General features: G+C 68.7%; 8 protein-coding genes. 7 read left to right on the forward strand and 1 reads right to left on the reverse strand.

Annotated features, from left to right (window positions below; all coding sequences use genetic code 11):
* Positions 1-123 precede the first annotated feature (123 nt).
* The 7 genes from HZA32_14545 (at position 124) to HZA32_14575 (ending at position 16,461) form a co-directional block, all read left to right on the forward strand.
* Positions 124-3,579, forward strand: coding sequence for a DUF5107 domain-containing protein (locus HZA32_14545; GenBank protein ID MBI5425295.1), 3,456 nt, complete (start codon positions 124-126; stop codon positions 3,577-3,579).
* Positions 3,580-3,641: 62 nt separating this feature from the next.
* The gene (locus tag HZA32_14550) at positions 3,642-6,116 is read left to right on the forward strand and encodes a glycoside hydrolase family 3 C-terminal domain-containing protein (protein MBI5425296.1); all 2,475 of its coding nucleotides are present in this window, start codon (positions 3,642-3,644) and stop codon (positions 6,114-6,116) included.
* On the forward strand, positions 6,113-8,002 hold the full coding sequence (locus HZA32_14555) for a heparinase II/III family protein (protein ID MBI5425297.1): 1,890 nt from the start codon (positions 6,113-6,115) through the stop codon (positions 8,000-8,002). The genes HZA32_14550 and HZA32_14555 overlap by 4 nt, the downstream gene beginning before the upstream one ends.
* Before the next feature lie 91 nt (positions 8,003-8,093).
* On the forward strand, positions 8,094-9,641 hold the full coding sequence (locus HZA32_14560; protein MBI5425298.1) for an alpha-N-arabinofuranosidase: 1,548 nt from the start codon (positions 8,094-8,096) through the stop codon (positions 9,639-9,641).
* A 4-nt stretch (positions 9,642-9,645) separates the two neighbouring features.
* Positions 9,646-12,084 carry a glycosyl hydrolase 115 family protein gene (locus HZA32_14565; GenBank protein MBI5425299.1) on the forward strand — a complete coding sequence of 813 codons (2,439 nt, stop codon included), beginning with the start codon at positions 9,646-9,648 and terminating at the stop codon, positions 12,082-12,084.
* Between the two features lie 797 nt (positions 12,085-12,881).
* Positions 12,882-14,153 carry a family 43 glycosylhydrolase gene (locus HZA32_14570; protein ID MBI5425300.1) on the forward strand — a complete coding sequence of 424 codons (1,272 nt, stop codon included), beginning with the start codon at positions 12,882-12,884 and terminating at the stop codon, positions 14,151-14,153.
* 28 nt (positions 14,154-14,181) lie between these two features.
* Positions 14,182-16,461 carry a beta-galactosidase gene (locus HZA32_14575; GenBank protein MBI5425301.1) on the forward strand — a complete coding sequence of 760 codons (2,280 nt, stop codon included), beginning with the start codon at positions 14,182-14,184 and terminating at the stop codon, positions 16,459-16,461.
* A gap of 65 nt (positions 16,462-16,526) precedes the next feature.
* On the opposite strand, the gene HZA32_14580 is transcribed toward HZA32_14575, so the two are convergent.
* A complete protein-coding gene (locus HZA32_14580) occupies positions 16,527-19,268 on the reverse strand; it encodes a Tat pathway signal sequence domain protein (GenBank protein ID MBI5425302.1) in 2,742 nt (913 codons plus the stop codon).
* Positions 19,269-19,402 lie beyond the last annotated feature (134 nt).

The following is a 19,402-nucleotide window of genomic DNA, read 5'->3' on the forward strand; positions in this document are numbered from 1 at the left end:
GGGAGCCGCCGCGGCGCGGAAGGCGAAACCGCCGGGAGTTTTGCAGGACTGTCCGGCAGGTGGTGCGTCGCCTTGCCTGGACACGCCGCTTGAGTGAGGTTTCTCCCGCGTCTCTCCGCTGCCATGCTTTCCGTTTCCGTCCGTCACGAGACTGTCGTGCTGCCCACCTACTTGCCGCACGCGCCGGACCGCAACCCGATGTTTCTCGAGAAACGCGTCTATCAAGGCTCGAGCGGGCGCGTGTATCCGCTGCCGTTTTGCGACCGCATCGCCGAGCGCCCCGTGCCGCACGACTGGCAGGCGGTGTTCGTCGAAAATGAATTCCTCGAGGTGATGATCCTGCCGCAGCTCGGCGGCCGCATCCACCGGATGATCGACAAGACCAACGGCGCCGACGCGATCTACTACCAGCCGGTGATCAAACCCGCGCTCGTCGGCCTCGCCGGTCCGTGGATCAGCGGCGGCATCGAGTTCAACTGGCCGCAGCATCACCGGCCGTCGACGTTCATGCCAGCCGACGTGCACGTGGAGCACGAGCCCGACGGCGCCGTCACTGCGTGGCTCAGCGAACACGATCCGATGGCGCGCATGAAGGGCATGCATGGCGTCCGCCTGCGGCCCGGTTCGTCCGCGCTCGAGTTGCGCGCCCGGGTCTACAATCGCACCGGCGACACGCAGACGTTCCTCTGGTGGGCCAACGTCGCCACGCGCGTGCACGAGCGCTACCAGTCGTTCTTCCCGCCCGACGCCACCTTCGTCGCCGATCACGCCAAGCGGGCGATGAGCACGTTCCCGCACTGCTCCGGACATTACTACGGCGTCGACTACGCCGCCCGCGCGCGCCGCGGCGTCCCCGCGGCGGAGCGGCCCGCGCGCTACGTTCCGCCCCACTGCGGGTCGGCCCCCTCAACTCTCAACCCTCAACTCTCAACTCCAAGTCAGCCGGACTACCGCCCGGATGATTTATCCTGGTATGCCAACATCCCCGTGCCCACGTCCTACATGTGCATGGGCACGCGCGGGGATTTCTTCGGCGGCTACGATCACCGCGCCGAGGCCGGCCTCGTGCACGTCGCCGATCACCACGTCGCGCCAGGCAAGAAGCAGTGGACGTGGGGCAACCACGAGTTCGGCTACGCATGGGACCGCAATCTCACCGAGCCCGACGAGCACGGCGAATACCGCCCCTACATCGAGCTGATGGCGGGCGTATTCACCGACAACCAGCCGGATTTCTCCTTCCTGCAACCCGGCGAAACGAAAACCTGGTCGCAATCCTGGTATCCCATCCGCGCCATCGGCGTCGCGCACGCCGCCAACATCGACGCCGCGCTCAGCCTGCAAGTCGCCGCCGACCGCCGCACCGTGCGGCTCGGTATCGCCGTCACCGCCGCGCATCGCGCCGCCCGCGTGCAGCTCCGGCACGGCGCGCGCACGCTCGCCGAGTTTTCCCGCGATCTGTCGCCCGCCGCTCCGCTCGTCGAGACCGTCGCGCTGCCGCCGCGCACGCGCGCCGAGGAACTGACGCTCATCGCGCTCAGCGCCGAGGGCCGGGAGCTCATCCGCTACACGCCGGTGCCGCCGCGCCGCCCGCGTGCCGCCGAACTCGCTGCGCAAGCCGCCACCGAGCCGCCCGCACCCGCCGACGTCGCGAGCAACGACCAGCTCTACCTCATCGGCCTCCACCTCGAGCAATATCGCCACGCCACCCGCGCGCCGGACGACTACTGGCGCGAAGGCTGCCGACGCGACGCCAACGACTCGCACTGCCACCTCGCGCTCGGCCGGTGGCACCTGCGCCGCGGCGAACTCGATTCCGCCGAACGCCACCTGCGCGCCAGCATCGCGCGCCTCACCGAGCGCAATCCGAACCCCGCCGACGGCGAAGCGCATTACCAGCTCGGCCGCTGCCTCGCACAGCGCGCGCTCGCGGCGCTCGCCGACCGGCGCGCCCGCACGCAGGCACACGCCTCGCTCGAGGAAGCCGCCGCCGCGTTGCACAAGGCGACGTGGAATCACGCGTGGCAATCCGCAGGCTTCCACGCGCTCGCGGAGATCGCCGGCCAGCGCCGCGACTGGGAAGCCGCGCTCGGCTTCGTCGCGCGCAGCCTCCGCAACGGCACCGACAATCTCCGCGCGCGTAATCTCGAGGCGCTGCTGCTCCGTCGCCTCGGCCGCGATGCCGAGGCCGCTGCCGCGCTTGGGGAAATCCTCCGTCTCGATCCACTCGACGCGTGGGCGTTGCACCAATCCGGTCGCCCCATGCCCGGCGGCACGCAAACGCGTTTCGACGTCGCGCTCGACTGCGCGCGCGCGGGTCTCGCCGACGCCGCGCTCGCCGTCCTCGCCGACGCTCCGTCCGAGGCGACCGACGGCACCGCGCCGCTGCTCGGCTACTACCGCGCGTGGCTTTACCAGCTGCTCGACCGCCCGGCGGACGCGGCAACGCAGCTCGCGGCGGCGCGAAAGGCTTCGCCTGACTACTGCTTCCCGGCCCGCGGCGAGGAGATTGCGATTCTTCAATCCGCGCTCGCCATCAGCCCCGGCGAGGCGCGCGCCGCGTTTTATCTCGGTAATCTCCTCTACGATCGCCGCCGTCACCGCGAGGCGATCGCGCTCTGGCAACGCGCGGTTCGCCACGAACCCGGCAACGCCGTGGCGTGGCGCAACCTCGGCATCGGCTGTTTCAACATCCTCCACTCGCCCGGGCGCGCCCGCCGCGCCTACGCCCGGGCCCTCCGCGCCGCGGCGGACGACGCGCGTCTGCTCTACGAAAGCGATCAGCTCGCGAAACGCCTCGGTGACTCGCCCGCCCGCCGCCGACGGGCGCTCGAGCGCCGCATCGACCTCGTCCGCCGTCGCGACGACCTCAGCGTCGAACTCTGTGCGCTCTACAACCAGACCGGTCGGCCCGAACTCGCGCAAACGATGCTGCGCGAGCGAAAGTTCCAGCCGTGGGAGGGCGGCGAGGGCCTCGCGCTCGGCCAGCACGTGCGCACGCACCTCCTGCTCGCGCGCGCCGCGCTGGCTCGCGGGGACGCCGACGCCGCCGTCGCGCTCGGCACGGCCGCACTCGGCGCGCCGGAGAATCTCGGCGAGGCGCGCCACCTGCTCGCCAACGCGAGCGACGTCCACTTCTGGCTCGGCGAAGCGCTCGCCGCGGCCGGCCGGCGCGCCGAAGCGCGACGCCATTGGCGCGCGGCCGCGACGTTTCGCGGCGATTTTCAGGCGATGAGCGTCCGGGCGTTTTCCGAGATGACCTTCTTCTCCGCGCTCGCGTGGCGGCGGCTCGGGCAGCGCGCGAAGGCGACACAACTGCTCCGCGCCTTGCTCGCGCACGCGCACCGGCTCGCGCAGGCGCCGGCGACGATCGACTATTTCGCGACGTCGCTGCCGACGATGCTGCTCTTCGACGACGACCTCGCCGCGCGCCAGCGCACGACTGCGCTCTTCCTCGAGGCGCAGGCGCTGTTCGGCCTCGGCCGCATCGCCCTCGCGCGGCGCCGGCTGCGCGAAGTGCTGCGCCGCGATCCCAATCATGCGCTCGCGCAAGACCTCGCAGCCGCGCCCCCCTCATGAGAGGGATTCCACCGCCGTTGCCACCGCGGGCGCCGCGCCCTTCCCTTGCTCCGCTACTCCCCATGATTCCCCGTCGCCTGCTCCACCCCTTCGCTCTCGCGTTGGCCGCCGCCGCGGTCGCCGCACCGACGCCTGATCAATTCCTCGACCCGCGCCCGCCGGCGGCGATTTATCACGACGGTTGGATCGACCTGAACAAAAACGGCGTGAAAGACTCCTACGAGGACGCCGCGGCGCCGCTCGAGACACGCGTGAGCGATCTCGTCGCGCGCATGACGCTCGAGGAGAAGACCGCGCAAATGGTCACGCTCTACGGCTACCCGCGCGTGCTGAAGGACGAGTTGCCGACGCCGGGCTGGGCGCAGGAGCTGTGGAAGGACGGCATTGGCAACATCGACGAGCAGTCCAACGGCAACCTCGGCTGGAAAAGCGATCTCGCGAACCCGAAATACGATCTGCCCTGGGACAATCACACGCGGCAGCTGAACGAAATTCAACGCTGGTTCGTCGAGCAGACCCGCCTCGGCGTCCCGGCCGACTTCACCAACGAAGGCATCCGCGGCCTGCTCCACGCGAAGACCACCAGTTTCCCCTCGCAACTCGGCGTCGCCGCGGCGTTCAACCCGGAACTCGTCCGCGAGATCGGCCGCATCACCGGCCGCGAGGCGCGCGCGCTCGGCTACAGCAACGTCTACTCGCCCATCCTCGATCTCGCGCGCGACCCGCGCTGGGGCCGCACGACTGAGACCTACGGCGAGGATCCGTTCCTCGTCTCGACGCTCGGCGTCGAACAGGTCCGCGGCATCCAGGAGGCGCGCGTGGCGTCGACCGTGAAGCACTTCGCCGTCTACTCCATCCCGAAGGGCGGGCGCGACGGCCACGTGCGCACCGACCCGGCCGCGACGTGGCGCGACGTGCAGGAAATCTACCTGGAGCCGTTCCGCCGGGCCGTGCGCGAGGCGGGGGCGATGGGCGTGATGGCTTCCTACAACGACTACGAGGGCGTGCCGGTCGAGGCTTCGAAAAAATTCCTCACCGACATCCTGCGCACCGAGTGGGGGTTCAAGGGCTACGTCGTCTCCGACAGCGACGCCGTCGAGTTCATCCACACCAAGCACCGCACCGCCGCGACCTACGGCGACGCCGTGCGGCAGGCCGTCGAGGCGGGCATGAACGTCCGCACGACCTTCACGCCACCGCAGGTGTTCGTGACGCCGCTCCGCGAGCAAATCCGCGCCGGCAAACTCTCGATGACCGTCGTCGACGAGCGCGTGCGCGAAATCCTGCGCGTGAAGTTCCGCCTCGGGCTCTTCGACGCGCCTTACCGCGATCCGGCCGCCGCGCCGCAGACCGTGCGCGCGCCCGCGCACCTCGCCGCCGCGCACCTCGCCGCGCGCCAGTCGATCGTGTTGCTCAAGAACGACGGCGCCGCGCTGCCGCTCGATGCGAAGAAACTGAAGAAGGTGCTCGTCGCCGGCCCGCTCGCCGACGATCCGCACGGCTGGTGGTCGCGCTACGCGCCGCAGCAACTCGACTTCGTGACACCGCTCGCCGGCCTGCGCGCCAAGCTCGGCGCGGGCGTCGAGGTGCGCTACGTGAAGGGCGTCGCGGCCAAGGACGCCGCGTTTCCCGAGAGCGATTTGTTCAAGGAGCCCGCACCGGCCGACGTGCGCGCGGGCATCGCGGAGGCAGTCGCCGCCGCCGCGGACGTCGACGTGATCGTCGCCGTGCTCGGAGAGACCGACGACATCAGCCGCGAGTCGGCGAGTCGCGTGAGTCTCGACCTGCCCGGTTATCAGGAAGAACTCCTCCGCGCGCTCCACGCCACCGGCAAGCCGGTCGTGCTCGTCCTCAGCAACGGCCGGCCGCTCAGCATCAATTGGGCCGCGAAGCACGTGCCCGCGATCGTCGAGCTTTGGTTCCCCGGCGAGGAAGCCGGTGCCGCGCTCGCCGATGTGCTGTTCGGCGACGTGAGCCCCAGCGGACACCTTCCCATCACGTTCCCGCGTAGCGCCGGTCAGGTGCCGTTCAATTTTCCGACGCGCCCGAGCGCGCAGGCGCGCGACGAGGGACAGGTCACCGGCGCACTGTTTCCCTTCGGTCACGGCCTGAGTTACACGACGTTCCGCTACGGCAATCTCCGCGTGACGCCCGAGCGTGTCGGCACCGACGGCACGGTCACCGTCGCGTGCGACATCACCAATTCCGGCGCGCGGGCCGGCGACGAGATCGTGCAGCTCTACCTGCGCGACGACTACAGCTCCGTGACGACGTGGGACAAGGCGCTGCGCGGCTTCGCGCGCGTGTCGCTCGCGCCCGGCGAGACGAAGTCCGTGAGCTTCACGCTCGAGCGCCGCCACCTGCAGTTGCTCAACGCGCGCTACGAATGGGTCGTCGAGCCCGGCCGCTTCACCGTGATGGTCGGTTCCTCGTCGCAAGACATTCGCCTGCGCGGCCAGTTCACCGTCACCGCGCCCGACGGCTCCGCGCCGGAGGAAGTGCCGCTGAAGGATCCTGCGCTGCCCGTGCAACCATGAGCCTCCCGCGCCGCCTGCTGCTCGGTCTCGCGTGCCTCGCCGGCCTGCTCGCCGCGCGGGCGACGGGCTCCGCCACGAACGACACGGCGGCGCCCGCGGAATGGCCCGCGCATCCGCGCCTGCTCGCGCGCGAGGAAGCCTGGCAAACGCTCCGCGTGCGCCTCGCCGCCGAGCCGGCGCTCGCGGCGTTCAGCGACGCGCTGGTGGCGGAGGCGCGCGCCCGCGCCGCGTTGCCGCCCGTGCAGCGCGTGATGACCGGCCGCCGCCTGTTGCACGTCTCGCGCGAGCTGTTGCACCGCGTGCTGCTCTTCAGCTACGCCGCGCGCGTGACGGGCGAGGAGTCTTTCGTTCGCCGCGCTGAGAGCGAGATGCTGGCGGCCGCGCGTTTCAGCGACTGGAACCCCGAGCATTTCCTCGACGTCGGCGAGGCGACGGCCGCGCTCGCCCTCGGTTACGATTGGCTGCATGCGCGCCTCGCGCCCGCCGCGCGGGACGAGATCCGCCGCGCCATCGTGGAGAAAGGGCTTCGGCCCGGCCTCGATCCCAAGGATCGCCGCAACTCGTGGCAGCGCGCCGAGAACAACTGGAACCAGGTTTGTTTCGGCGGCCTCACGCTCGGCGCGTTCGCCGTTGCCGACGAAGCACCGGCCGAAGCGCAGCGCGTGCTCGATCTTGCGCGCGTCGGGATTGCGCACGGCCTCAAGCCTTACGCGCCGGACGGCGTCTATCCCGAAGGCCCGTCCTATTGGGCTTACGGCACGAGCTACCAGGTGCTGATGCTCGCGGCGCTCGAATCCGCGCTCGGCACCGATTGGGGCCTGAGCGCGAGTCCCGGTTTCCTGGCGAGCGCGGGCGGTTACTTGCAGCTGACCGGCCCGAGCGGACACTCGTTCAACTTCTCCGACGGCGGCGAGCGACTGGACTTCGAGCCCGCGGTGTTCTGGTTCGCGCGCCGCACGGGCGACGCGGGACTGCTGCGCTTCGAAATGCAGCGTCTGGCCGGGAAGAACGGCCTCGCTGCCGCCGCGCGCAGCAATCGTTTCGCTCCGCTCGCGGCGCTGTGGTGGCCGACGAGCGCCGCGGCGGCACCGCGCCTGCCCCTCGACTGGCGCGGCGATGGTGCTAACCCGGTGGTCGTCTTCCGCGAGTCGTGGACCGCGCCCGGCTCGGCCTATCTCGCCGCCAAGGGCGGCGCGGCCGGCCTCAATCATGCGCACATGGACGCCGGCACCTTCGTCTACGAAGTCGACGGCGTGCGTTGGGCCATCGACCTCGGCATGCAGGATTACGAGTCGCTCGAGTCGAAGAAGATCGACCTCTGGAACCGCGCCCAAAACTCGCCGCGCTGGAGCGTCTACCGCCTCGCCAACGTCAGCCACAACACGCTCACGCTTGGCGGCGCGCGGCATCGCGTCGACGGCCGCGCCACTGTCGAGCGCTTCACCTCGGACGGCGCGCGTCGCGTCGCCGTGCTCGATCTCAGTCCGGTCTTCGCCGGACAGGCGCAACGCGTGCGGCGCGGCTTCGCACTGCAGCCCGACCGCGGCTTCGTCGTGCGCGACGAGATCGCCGGCCTCGCACCAGCCACCTCCGTCCGCTGGCAGCTCGCCACGCGCGCCCAGGTCGAGTTGCGTGGCGCCACCGCGGTGCTCCGGCAAAACGGCCACTCGCTCACGCTGCATCTGCTGGGCAGCGACCGCCTGACGTTCGCCGCAGCGCCCGCCCAGCCGCCGGACGACGGCTTCAATGCCCGCAACCCCGGCGTGACGCTCGTCAGCGTCACGTTCACGCCGCTCGATTCGCCCGACGCATCAGTCACCGTGCAGTTCTGCCCGGGCGAGCACGCGGGAAATCCCCCCTCGCCTCGCCCGCTCGCCGAATGGTGAGTTCGGCCGTCGCGGTTTGGCGCGTCGCGTGTCGAACGGTCAAGCTGCGGCGCGATTGTGCCGGCGGCGGTTTGCGCGAACGATTCGCCGCATGACACCCCGACCCCTGTTTGCGTGCGCGGCGCTTGCGTTGGCGACCGCGGTTACGTCTGTGCACGCGTCCGATGCCACGCTCGTCCTCCGCGGCGACGAGCCCGGCCCCGTGATCAACCGGAACATCTACGGCCACTTCGCGGAGCATCTCGGCCATTGCATCTACGAAGGCATCTGGGTCGGACCGGACTCGCCCATCCCGAACACGAAGGGTTATCGCAACGACGTGCTCGCCGCGCTGCGCGAGCTGAAAGTCCCCTTGTTGCGCTGGCCGGGCGGCTGTTTCGCCGACGAGTATCACTGGAAGGACGGCATCGGGCCGCGCGAGTCGCGTCCGTCGATGTTTAACTCCCATTGGGGCGGCGTCGTGGAGAACAACCATTTCGGCACGCACGAGTTTCTCGACCTCTGCGAGATGCTCGGCATCGAGCCCTACGTGTGCCTCAACGTCGGCAGCGGCACCGTGCAGGAGGCGATGGAATGGGTCGAATACATGACTTCGCCCGCCAGCTCGCCCATGGCCAATCTCCGTCGCGCGCACGGCCGGCAGGAACCGTGGAAGGTCAAGTATCTCGCCATCGGCAACGAGAGCTGGGGCTGCGGCGGCAGCATGACGCCGGAGTTCTACGCCGACAATTACCGCCGCTATAACACCTTCGTCAAAAACTACACCGACACCCGCCTCTATCGCGTCGCGTGCGGCCCCGACGGCTCCAACTACAACTGGACCGAGGTGCTCATGCAGAAGGCCGCGAAGAACATGAACGGCCTCGCGCTGCACCACTACACGCTGCCAACGGGCGATTGGAAAAAGAAGGGCGCCGCCACCGATTTCCCCGAAGCCGAGTGGTTCTCCACCCTGCGCAACACGCTCCGCATGGAGGAACTCGTGACGAAGCACACCGCGATCATGGATAGATACGATCCGGAGAAGAAGGTCGCGCTCGTCGTCGACGAATGGGGCACCTGGTATGACAAGACGCCGGGCACCAAGGACGGCTTCCTCGTCCAGCAGAACTCCCTGCGCGACGCGCTCGTCGCCGCGCTGAATTTCCACGTCTTCCACCGTCACGCCGACCGCGTCACGATGGCCAACATCGCGCAGATGGTGAACGTGCTCCAAGCCGTCATTCTCACCGACGGCTCGAAGATGATCCTCACGCCGACCTATCACGCGTTCGAGATGTTCAAAGTGCATCAGGACGCCACGTCACTGCGCGTCGATCTCGTGTCGCCCGACTATGTCTTCGGCACCGAGAAAATTCCCGCCGTCAGCGCCTCCGCTTCGCGCGACGCCGCCGGCAAGGTCCATCTCTCGCTCGTGAACTGCGACCCGAAGAACGCCATCACCGTCACGTGCGCCCTCGCCGGCGTCACTGCACAGAGCGTCACCGGCCGCGTGCTCACCGCCGACGCGATGGACACGCACAACACGTTCGACGCCCCCGCTGCCGTGAAGCCCGCCGCCTTCACCGGCGCGAAGCTCGAAGGCGGCAAGCTCGTCGTCGCGCTCCCGGCGAAATCCGTCGTCGTGCTCGAACTCTGAGTCGATGCGCCGAACACGTTCAGCCGTCGCCCTGCTGTGCGCGCTCGGCTGGACCGCGCTCGGTTCGGCGGCGAATTTTCCGCTCGTTGAACACGGGCGCGCGGCACCGTTCGTGGTTTCCCCGACCGACGCCAAGGTCGTTCAGCTCGCGACCGGCGATTTGGTCCGCGACGTTGCGACGATCACCGGCATCGAACCGATGATCGAGTCCAGCGCGACCGACGCCGGGCCGCGCGTGCTCATCGGCACGCTGGGCCAAGCGCCCGCTATCGACGCCCTCGTCGCCGCCGGCGCGCTCGAGGTCGCGCAGTTGCGCGGCGCGTGGGAATCGTTCCTCATCGCCACGCTCGCACCGCCGGCCGTGCCCGCACCGACGCTCGTGATCGTCGGCAGCGACCGCCGCGGCACCGCGTTCGGCGTCTATGAGCTCTCGCAGCAGATCGGCGTCTCGCCGTGGCACTGGTGGGCGGACGCGACACCGGAAAAAAAGAGCGAGCTGCTCATCGCCGAAGGCACGCGGCGCTTTGGCCCGCCGTCGGTGCGTTATCGCGGCATTTTTCTCAACGACGAGGACTGGGGCCTGCAGCCGTGGGCGGCGAAAACCTTCGAGCCCGAGAGCGGCGGCATCGGCCCGAAGACCTACGCCCGCGTGTTCGAACTCCTCCTCCGCCTGAAAGCCAACACGCTCTGGCCCGCGATGCACGCGTGCACCCGTCCGTTCAACGCCGACCCGCGCAACGCCGCGCTCGCCGACGACTACGCCATCGTCATGGGCTCGTCGCACGCCGAGCCGATGCTCCGCAACAACGTCGGGGAATGGCCGCACGAGCGCGCCGCCGACTACAACTACGTCACCAACCGCGACGGCGTGCGCGCGTATTGGGAGGAGCGCGTGCGCGCCAACAGCCGTTTCGAAAGCCTCTGGACGCTCGGCATGCGCGGCATCCACGACAGCGCGATCCAAGGTGCGAAGACCGACGCCGAGCGCATCGCCGTGCTCGAACGGGTCTTCGCCGACCAACGCGCCATGCTCGCGGAGCACGTCGACCGCAGGAGCCTGCTTGCAGGCGATGATTCGTCTAGATCGCCTGCAAGCAGGCTCCTACAGCAGTCTTCCTCCGCCGGCATTCCCCAGATGTTCTGCGCCTACAAGGAAGTCCTCGACCTTTACCGCCGCGGGCTGCGCGTGCCGGATGACGTCACGATTGTCTGGCCCGACGACAACTTCGGTTACGTGCGCAACTTCGCCTCGCCCGAGGAACGGAAGCGCCGCGGCGGCTTCGGCGTCTACTACCACCTCTCCTACCTCGGCCGACCGCTCTCCTATCTCTGGCTCTGCACGACGCCGCCCGCGCTGGTGTGGGAGGAGATGACCAAGTCCTACGCGCACGGCGCGGACCGCGTGTGGATCGCGAACGTCGGCGATCTCAAGCCCGCCGAAATCGGCACCGAGTTCTTTCTGCGTCTCGCGTGGGACGTGAAGCAATGGGGCCCCGACGCGCAGCCGAAGTTCCTGCGCGAGTTCGCCACGCGCGAGTTCGGCGCGGCGCACGCCGACCGGATCGCCGCGGTTCTCGACCGTTACTACACGCTGAATTTCGCCCGCAAACCCGAGCACCTGCAATGGTGGTTGCCCGGCCAGCCGCCGCGCGCGAGCGATTGGACGCGCGGCGACCTCGAGGCGCGCCGGTCGGCCTTTGACGACTTGAGCGCCGACGTGGACGCACTCGCAGGAAGGATTCCCGTCGCCAAGCGCGACGCGTTTTTCGAGTTGGTCACCTATCCCGTGAAAGGCGCGGCGCTCGCCAATCGCCGCTACATTCTCGGCGAACATGGTTCTCACCTCGACGCGGCGCACGCCGCCGACGCCGAACTGCGCGAGCTGACGCGGCGCTTCAACGAGGAGATTGCTCGCGGGAAATGGAAGGGCCTCATGCGACTGGAGCCGGCCGACGATGACTGGAAAAGCATGCGCCTCGCGCCGTGGCGTCCGTTGAATCTGTCGGGCTCGACGCCCGGCGAGGTCGAGGGACGCATTGCCCTGCCGGTGTTTTCCGCCCCGGAAGCCCGGGACGGAGCTGGCATCGTCCCGGGGCTCGGACGGTCCGGCAGTGCGCTGCGTCTCGCCGCAGGCGCAGACTACACCTACGAAATCGAGACCGGCCCCGGCGCCTTCGACCTTACGTTCGAGCTCCTCCCCACCCACCCGCTTCGCGGCGGCGCGCTGCGCGTGGCGTTCGCGATCGACGGCGGTCCCTTCCACGCCCTCGCGCTTCCGGTCCGCGACGGTGGACCCGAGTGGGCGCAAGGCGTCCTCGCCGGCTTCCGCCCACTCACCACGCGCATCCGCCTTTCGCAACCGGGCGCGCACAAACTCGCCCTCCGCGGCGTCGACGACGGCGTCGTCCTCGACCGCATCACCCTGACTCCCGTTCAGCCATGAAACGATTCGTCCTGCTCGCGCTGGGGTTGTTGGCGTTCACGTCGACCCTCCTCGCCCGCGCCGAAAAGGAAGCCGCGCCCAAGCCGCTCTTCCGCGACCCGGTTTTCGACGGCGCCGCCGATCCGGTCGTCGTCTGGAACCCGCACGCCCGCGCGTGGTGGATGTTCTACACCAACCGCCGCGCCAACGTCCCCGGCCTCTCCGGCGTCGCGTGGGTCCACGGCACCGCCATCGGCATCGCCGAATCGCGCGACGGCGGCGAGACTTGGACCTACGTCGGCACCGCTGACATCGCCCTGCCCCCCGAAGTGGCCGGCCCCTCTGAAAGCGCCACACTTTGGGCACCGGAGGTCGTGCCCGCCGCCACGCCCGGTAACCCAATAGGTTACCCGCATCCGGCACCCTCGACTAACCACGGGACGGAAGCTCACGGGCCGAGTAACCCAATAGGTGACTCGGCTGCCGGGACGCACCACATGTTTCTCACCGTGGTGCCGGGCGTGTTCGAAGACTGGAAGCACCCGCGCCGCATCGTGCACCTGACCAGCGCCGATCTGCGCCACTGGACCTATCGCTCCACGCTCGCTCTCAGCTCAGACCGCGTGATCGATGCCGGCGTGCACCGTCTGCCGAACGGCACCTGGCGGCTCTGGTATAACAACGAGCGCGACGGCAAATCCATCTACTACGCCGACAGCCCCGACCTCGCGACGTGGACTGATCGCGGCAAATGCACCGGCGTCGGCGAGCGGCCGGGTGAAGGTCCCTTCGTGTTCACGTGGCGCGGCCGGCATTGGATGCTCGTCGATCTCTGGCGCGGGCTCGGCGTGTATCGCTCGGATGACTTCGAGCATTGGACGGCGCAAGCGGACAACTTGCTCGCGCAACCCGGCCGCGGCGTCGACGACGGCGTGAACGGCGGACATCCCTGCGTCGTCGTGAGCGGCGACCGGGCGTTCCTGTTCTATTTCACGCATCCGGGCCGAGCCGGCACGATCAAACCCGAGGACAAGGACTCGCTCGAGCTTCGCCGCAGTTCGATCCAGGTCGTCGAACTGCGCGAGAAAGACGGCGTGCTCTCCTGCGATCGCGACGCGCCGACCTACATTGATCTCGCCCCACCCACCGATTCCGTCGCGTGGCCGAACCCGCTCATCACGCAACGCGCCGACCCGCACATCTTCCGCCACACGGACGGCTGGTATTACTTCATGGGCACGGTGCCCGAGTATGACCGGTTGGAGCTGCGCCGCGCGCGCACCATCGAGGACCTCGCGACTGCCGAGCCGAAAACGATTTGGCGCAAACACGCGGCCGGCCCGATGGGCGCGCACATTTGGGCGCCGGAGCTTCATTTCATCGACGGCAAATGGTTCATCTACTTCGCCGCCGGCGCGGCGGAGAAGGTCTGGAACATCCGCGTCTACGTCCTCGAAAATTCCGCCGCCAATCCGCTCGAGGGCGAATGGGCCGAGCGTGGCCAGCTCGACACCGGCTGGCAGTCCTTCGCGCTCGACGCGACCACGTTCGCGCATCGTGGCCACCGCTACCTCGTCTGGGCGCAAAAGGGCATCGGCGAGAAGGAAAACTCCAACCTCTACCTCGCGCCACTCGCCTCGCCGACGCAGCTCGGCGGTCCGCCGGTGTTGCTCTCGCGACCGGAATTCCCTTGGGAGCGCGTCCGCTACGCGGTGAACGAAGGTCCCGCCGTCCTCGTGCGCCAGGGCCGCATCTTCATCACCTACTCCGCCGCCGGCACCGGCGCCGAGTATTGCCTCGGTTTGCTCAGCGCGGACGAGAACGCCGACCTGCTCGACCCGAAATCGTGGACGAAGTCGCCCACGCCGGTCTTCACCACGAGCGAGGCGAATCGCATCTTCGGCCCCGGACACAACTCGTTCACCACCGACACTGACGGCAGCGACTTGCTTGTCTTCCATGCGCGCAACTACCGCGACATCGTCGGCGACCCGCTCAAAGACCCGAATCGCCACACGCGCGTTCAGCGCATCGCATGGCGCGCGGACGGCACACCCGACTTCGGCACGCCCGCGCCGGAAATCCGCTGAGTCTCCCTCCTCTTCATCCCATCGACCGGTGAAATTCCTCTCTCTTTCGTTTTCGCTTCTCGCCGTTGGCCTCGCCTCGGCCACACCACTCACGCTCACGGTCGCACCGCCCGCAGCGGTGACGTCGTCCGGATTCCAGATGGGCACCGCCACCGCGCCGAACGGCGACACGCTCACGCTCGACAGCCACAGCCTGTTGCTCAACGGCCGGCGCTGGACGCCGGTGATGGGCGAATTTCATTACAGCCGCTACCCGGCCGCCGAGTGGCGCGCGGAGTTGGCAAAAATGAAAGCCGGCGGCGTGGACATCGTCGCGACCTACGTCTTCTGGATCCACCACGAGGAAGTCGAAGGCGCTTGGAACTGGTCGGGCGATCGCAACCTCCGCGCGTTCATCGAGGCCGCGGCCGCCGAGAACTTGAAGGTGATCGTCCGCCTCGGCCCGTGGTGCCATGGCGAAGTCCGCAACGGCGGCTTGCCCGACTGGATCGTCGCCCGCGGCAGTTTTCGCACCGACGCGCCAGCCTACCTCGCTGCCACGCGGGCGCTCTACGCGCAAGCCGCCGCGCAATGCCGCGGCTTGCTCTGGAAAGACGGCGGGCCGGTCATCGGCGTGCAGCTGGAGAACGAATACGGCGGCCCCGCGCGGCACCTGCTCACGTTGAAGCAGATCGCCCGCGGAGCCGGATTCGATGTCCCGCTCTACACCCGCACCGGCTGGCCGCAACTGGCGACACCGATGCCGTTCGGCGAGATTCTCCCGCTCTACGGCGTCTACGCGGAGGGCTTTTGGGACCGCGAAACCACCGCCATGCCCGGCCGTTATTGGTCCGGCTTCCACTTCTCCACCCTGCGCACCGATGCGAACATCGCCAATGAAGCGCTCGGCCGGCGCGACGTGCAGGACGCTCCCGACGTCGCGCGTTATCCGTATCTCACCTGCGAGATCGGCGGCGGCATGATGAGCAGCTATCACCGCCGCATCCTCGTCGACCCGCGCGACATCACTTCGCTGACGCTCGTGAAGCTCGGGTCCGGCTCCGTATCGCCCGGCTATTACATGTATCACGGCGGCACGAACCCCTCGGGCCGCACGCCGCTGATGGAAGCGCAAGACACCGCGACGACGAACTGGAACGACATGCCGGTGAAAAACTACGACTTCCAGGCGCCGCTCGGACAATACGGCCAAGTTCGGCCGCACTACGCCTCGCTCCGTCGCCTGCATTTCTATCTGCACGATTTCGGCGCGCGTCTCGCGTCGCTCGGCACCTCGCTGCCCGACGCGCGGCCAAGCGGAAAGGACGATCTCGCCACGCTGCGTTGGTCCGTCCGTGCCGACGACGCGCGCGGCTTTCTCTTCGTCAACAATCACGAGCGCGGCCGCGCATTGCCCGCGAAGCCCGGCGTGCAGTTCACGGTCAACTTCTCCACCGGCGGCTCGCTCACGCTGCCCACCACTCCCGTCGCCATTCCCGAGTCCGCCCACTTCATCTGGCCGCTGAATCTCGACCTCGACGGAGCGGGGACACTCGCGTGGGCCACGGCCCAACCTCTCGCCATCGTCGTTCGCGCCGCCGAGAAGACGTGGTATTTCACAGCCACCACGGGCGTGCCGACGGAATTCGTCTTCCGTGGGGCTCGCGTCGTCGCGCACCGCGGGCGCATCGAGCAACGGGGCGATGGCGTCACGCGCGTCCTCGATCTGACGCCCGGACGCGAACCAGCCATGAGTCTCGATTCCACCACGCGCATCGTCGTGCTCGACGAAGCCGATTCGCTCGCCTTCGAGCGCGATTCGCGCGACGGCTCGGTCCGCTTCGCCTCGCGGCCGACCGAATCGACAGCGCCGCTCGAGATCGAACGCGTGCGCGACGCCGGCGCGCCACGCGCCGTGCCCCTCGGGCGCGCGCCGAAACCGGTCGCCGCGATGCCGACCGACGCCGACTTCGCCGCTGCTGCGGTTTGGCGCGTCAAACTTCCCGCCGGTCTCCGAGCCGAGACGCGCCCGTTGCTGCGCCTTCGCTACACCGGCGACGTCGCGCGCGTATTCGTCGACGGCGAGTTGGTGAACGACGACTACTACAACGGAGCGCCGCTTGAGATCGGACTCTGGCGCCACCCGGCAGCGCTGCGCGGTGCCGAAATCACCGTGGCAATCCTGCCCCTCGCGCGCGCCAGTGTCAGCGGACCGACTCCTCGAATCTATTTTTCAGCGCCCGCCGCGTTGCCCGCGTTCGGCGATCGCGAGGCCGTGGCCGAGTTGCAGGCGGCCGAGTTGATCACGACCGCCAACGAGGAAAAATAGCGCGGGCGGCCAGCCGGCGCGGAGGCCGACGGCCACTTTTCCCTCGAACCGACGGTCTCCGCGGCTCAGCCGCGTGGCAACTGGTCGCCAACAAGCGCGAGACACTGCATCGCGGCGAGGCCCCATTGCGCCGTGTCGTTGGTCGACACGCCGAGCGCTTCGTCGACTGGGCGCAGGACGGCCGGCCCCTCGATGCGCTTCGTCTCGTTGCGCGGACGGTTGCGGATTGGGCGTCCGCCCGGGCCGGGCGGATTGAGGAACTCGCTCCAGGCGCGCGCGGCCAGCGCCGCGTCGCCCGTCTGCACCGCGGCGAATGCCGTGAGGCGCGAGTGACCTTGTTCGAGGTTCGTGCCGGCGAGCGGCGCGCCAAAACGCGCGGCCTGCTCCTCCTTCGGCGCATTGTAGAGGCGGCAATAGTCGAGCCACGCGGTCTTGAACTCGGGCACCTCCGGCAGGAGTTGCACGAGTTCCGCGCAGACTTCGACGAGGCCGAACACCGCCGAGAGGTGCGACACGACCGGCTTTTCGAAGGTCGAGCGCGCAAACGCCCCCGTTGCCAGCTCGAGCCGGGCGCCACCGGTGAAGAATCCGAGCGGCTGCGACGCAATGGTCCGCATGCCGGCGAGGAGCCGCTCGCGCATCTTCGGATCCGCGGTGCGCTCCCACTCCGTGAGCCACGCGCCGGCCAGCGAGCCCCAGTCGGTGCCGAAGCCGGCGTAGACTTCGCGCGCGTTGGGATCGGGCGCAGTCACGCGGTCCTTCGCGACCTTGCGGTTCGCCTGTGTCGTCGCGAGCGCGCGCGCCGCCTCGATCTGTTCACGCATGAGATCGCCGACGCGCTCGTCGCCCGTGAGATAGTAATAGAATCGCCGGTTCAGCGCCGTGCTGATGCGCAGCTGTTTCGCGCTGCAACCCCAGTGAAGGACGTTGTGCCGCGAGCCGAGCGGCGCGAAACGCCCGAGGTGGTGCACGTCGACTTCGCCGGTGTGCCGCGTCATCGCCTCGGCAAAACGGAACACGTCGGCGCGTCCGGTGCGGAGGAAATAGAACCACAGCCAGAGATCGGTCGAGAGTTCGGAGTTGTCCCACGCGAAGCCGCCGACGTCGTATTTCCACTCGTGGCGGTCGGCATCGTAACTGTGCATCACGTCGCCGTAGTTCCAGAAACCATACCAGCGGCGATTCTCGCGTTCCTGCTGGTAGAAGCCGAACAGCCAGCTCAGGCGATCTTCGATCCGCGCCTTGCCCGGGTGAGTGCGCTCGACCGGCGCCCAGAGATTGCCGAACACCGCGCAGCGGTGCAGGTGCTCCGGCGTCGTCACGAGCACAGGCGGATTGCGCACGATGTCGGCGAATTCGACGAGGCGTTCGCGTGTGGGCGTCGCGGCCACCGGGAACAGAAAGAGTTCGCTGGTCCGCGCGACGCCCTCGGGCTTGTCGAAGCCCGGCTCGTAGTCTTCGTAGGTGATCTCGAGTCCCTCGAGTTGCTTCTCGTAAGTGTCCTGCCCCATCCCGTCGTGGTAGCCGCGCAAATCCATCGCGGCCGCGTCCGGCGCCCACAGCCACGCGGTCAACTCGGCAACCTCGCTCGTCGCCCCACGCACGTCGAGCTGCGCGGGGTAGCTTTGCCAGAAATTGCGAATCCCCATCGCGAGGCCGCCCGCCGGCGTGCCGACGTAAGCGAGTCCGCCCGCGCGTTGCCCGCGCGCCGGGGTCAGCCACGTGCGACCTTCCTGCGTGCGCTTGCGAATCTCGAAGCCGTCGCAGCTCGACTGAAAGAGCGTCCAGTCCGCGTAGGCGGGCACGTATTTCAGCAGTTTCGGGATGGCAGGATGCCAACTGCTCAACGGCGGCGTGGCCGCGCCAGCCAGCTGCGCCTCGCGCACTTCGCGGCCGGGATCGCGCCGCAAGCCGGTGATTCCGCGCACCGCCTCGGCGAACAGACCCGCGCCCTGACCGGAGAAGCGCACATGGCGGTCGTGCAACTCACCGTGCATCGGCACCTCGAAACGCACACCAAGTCCGCGGATGAAATCACGGTTCTCATCGCCGTCGTGCACGATCGTGTGCAGCAAGCGGATCGCCTCGCCGCCCGCGTGGAAATAGAGCCGCACGACGAACGGTAACCATGCCCGGCCAGCGCGCGCGTGCTTGCCCTCGATCTTCACGACGGCGCGAATCGGACCGGGTTGCTCAAGCGTGACGCGCTCGATGGCCCCGTTGAACTCCTCGCTCACGGGCGCGCCAGCGCGATCCTCACGGAGACAGACCAGACGTCCCGCGCGCGCGACCTCCGCGCCGCCGCGGACGAGCGAAGCAACGAGTCGGTCGCCGGCCTTGTTGATGCGGCAAGTCACCGCGCCGGTGTCCACCGTGATGCTCGTGGCGTCTTCGTTGACGCGCAGAGGGGCTGCGGGCGCGGCTGGTTGCCCCGCCGTGATTTCGAGGCCGTCCGGTGCGATACCCGCCGGAAGCGCGTGCGCGGTCCATTTCAGCGAGCCGTCCGGCCACGTGGCGAGCGGCCAAGTTTGGCCGGGGAGATTTGCGCCGCCTGAGTCGACCAGCGCGAAGCTCGTGCCGGCCGCATGCACGCCGCGAGGCCACGCCACGCCCCACGTCGCGCCGGGAAAATACCTCGGCGGCGCACCATCGAGCCAGCGCACGGGAGCGGTGCCGGGCTTCAGCGGAACGGGTGCCGGCCCAGTGGGCGGTGGCAGTGACTCGGCCTGAAGCTGCGAGACGAGATTGAGCGCGGCGGCGCCGAGCACGGTGCTGCGCACGAATTCCCTGCGAGTGAAGTGTGCCATGGGGTTGGGGATATTCCGCGTGGGGACGGCGCGGGGAGAGGGTGACGCCGGCACTATGAACGAGGTCACGCCGTTTGCCGGAGCTTAAAATTCGGACCGTCCGAGGAATTTCGTTGAATCGCCCGCTTGCTGTG

This window comes from Opitutia bacterium (assembly GCA_016217545.1).
GTDB lineage: Bacteria > Verrucomicrobiota > Verrucomicrobiia > Opitutales > Opitutaceae > Didemnitutus.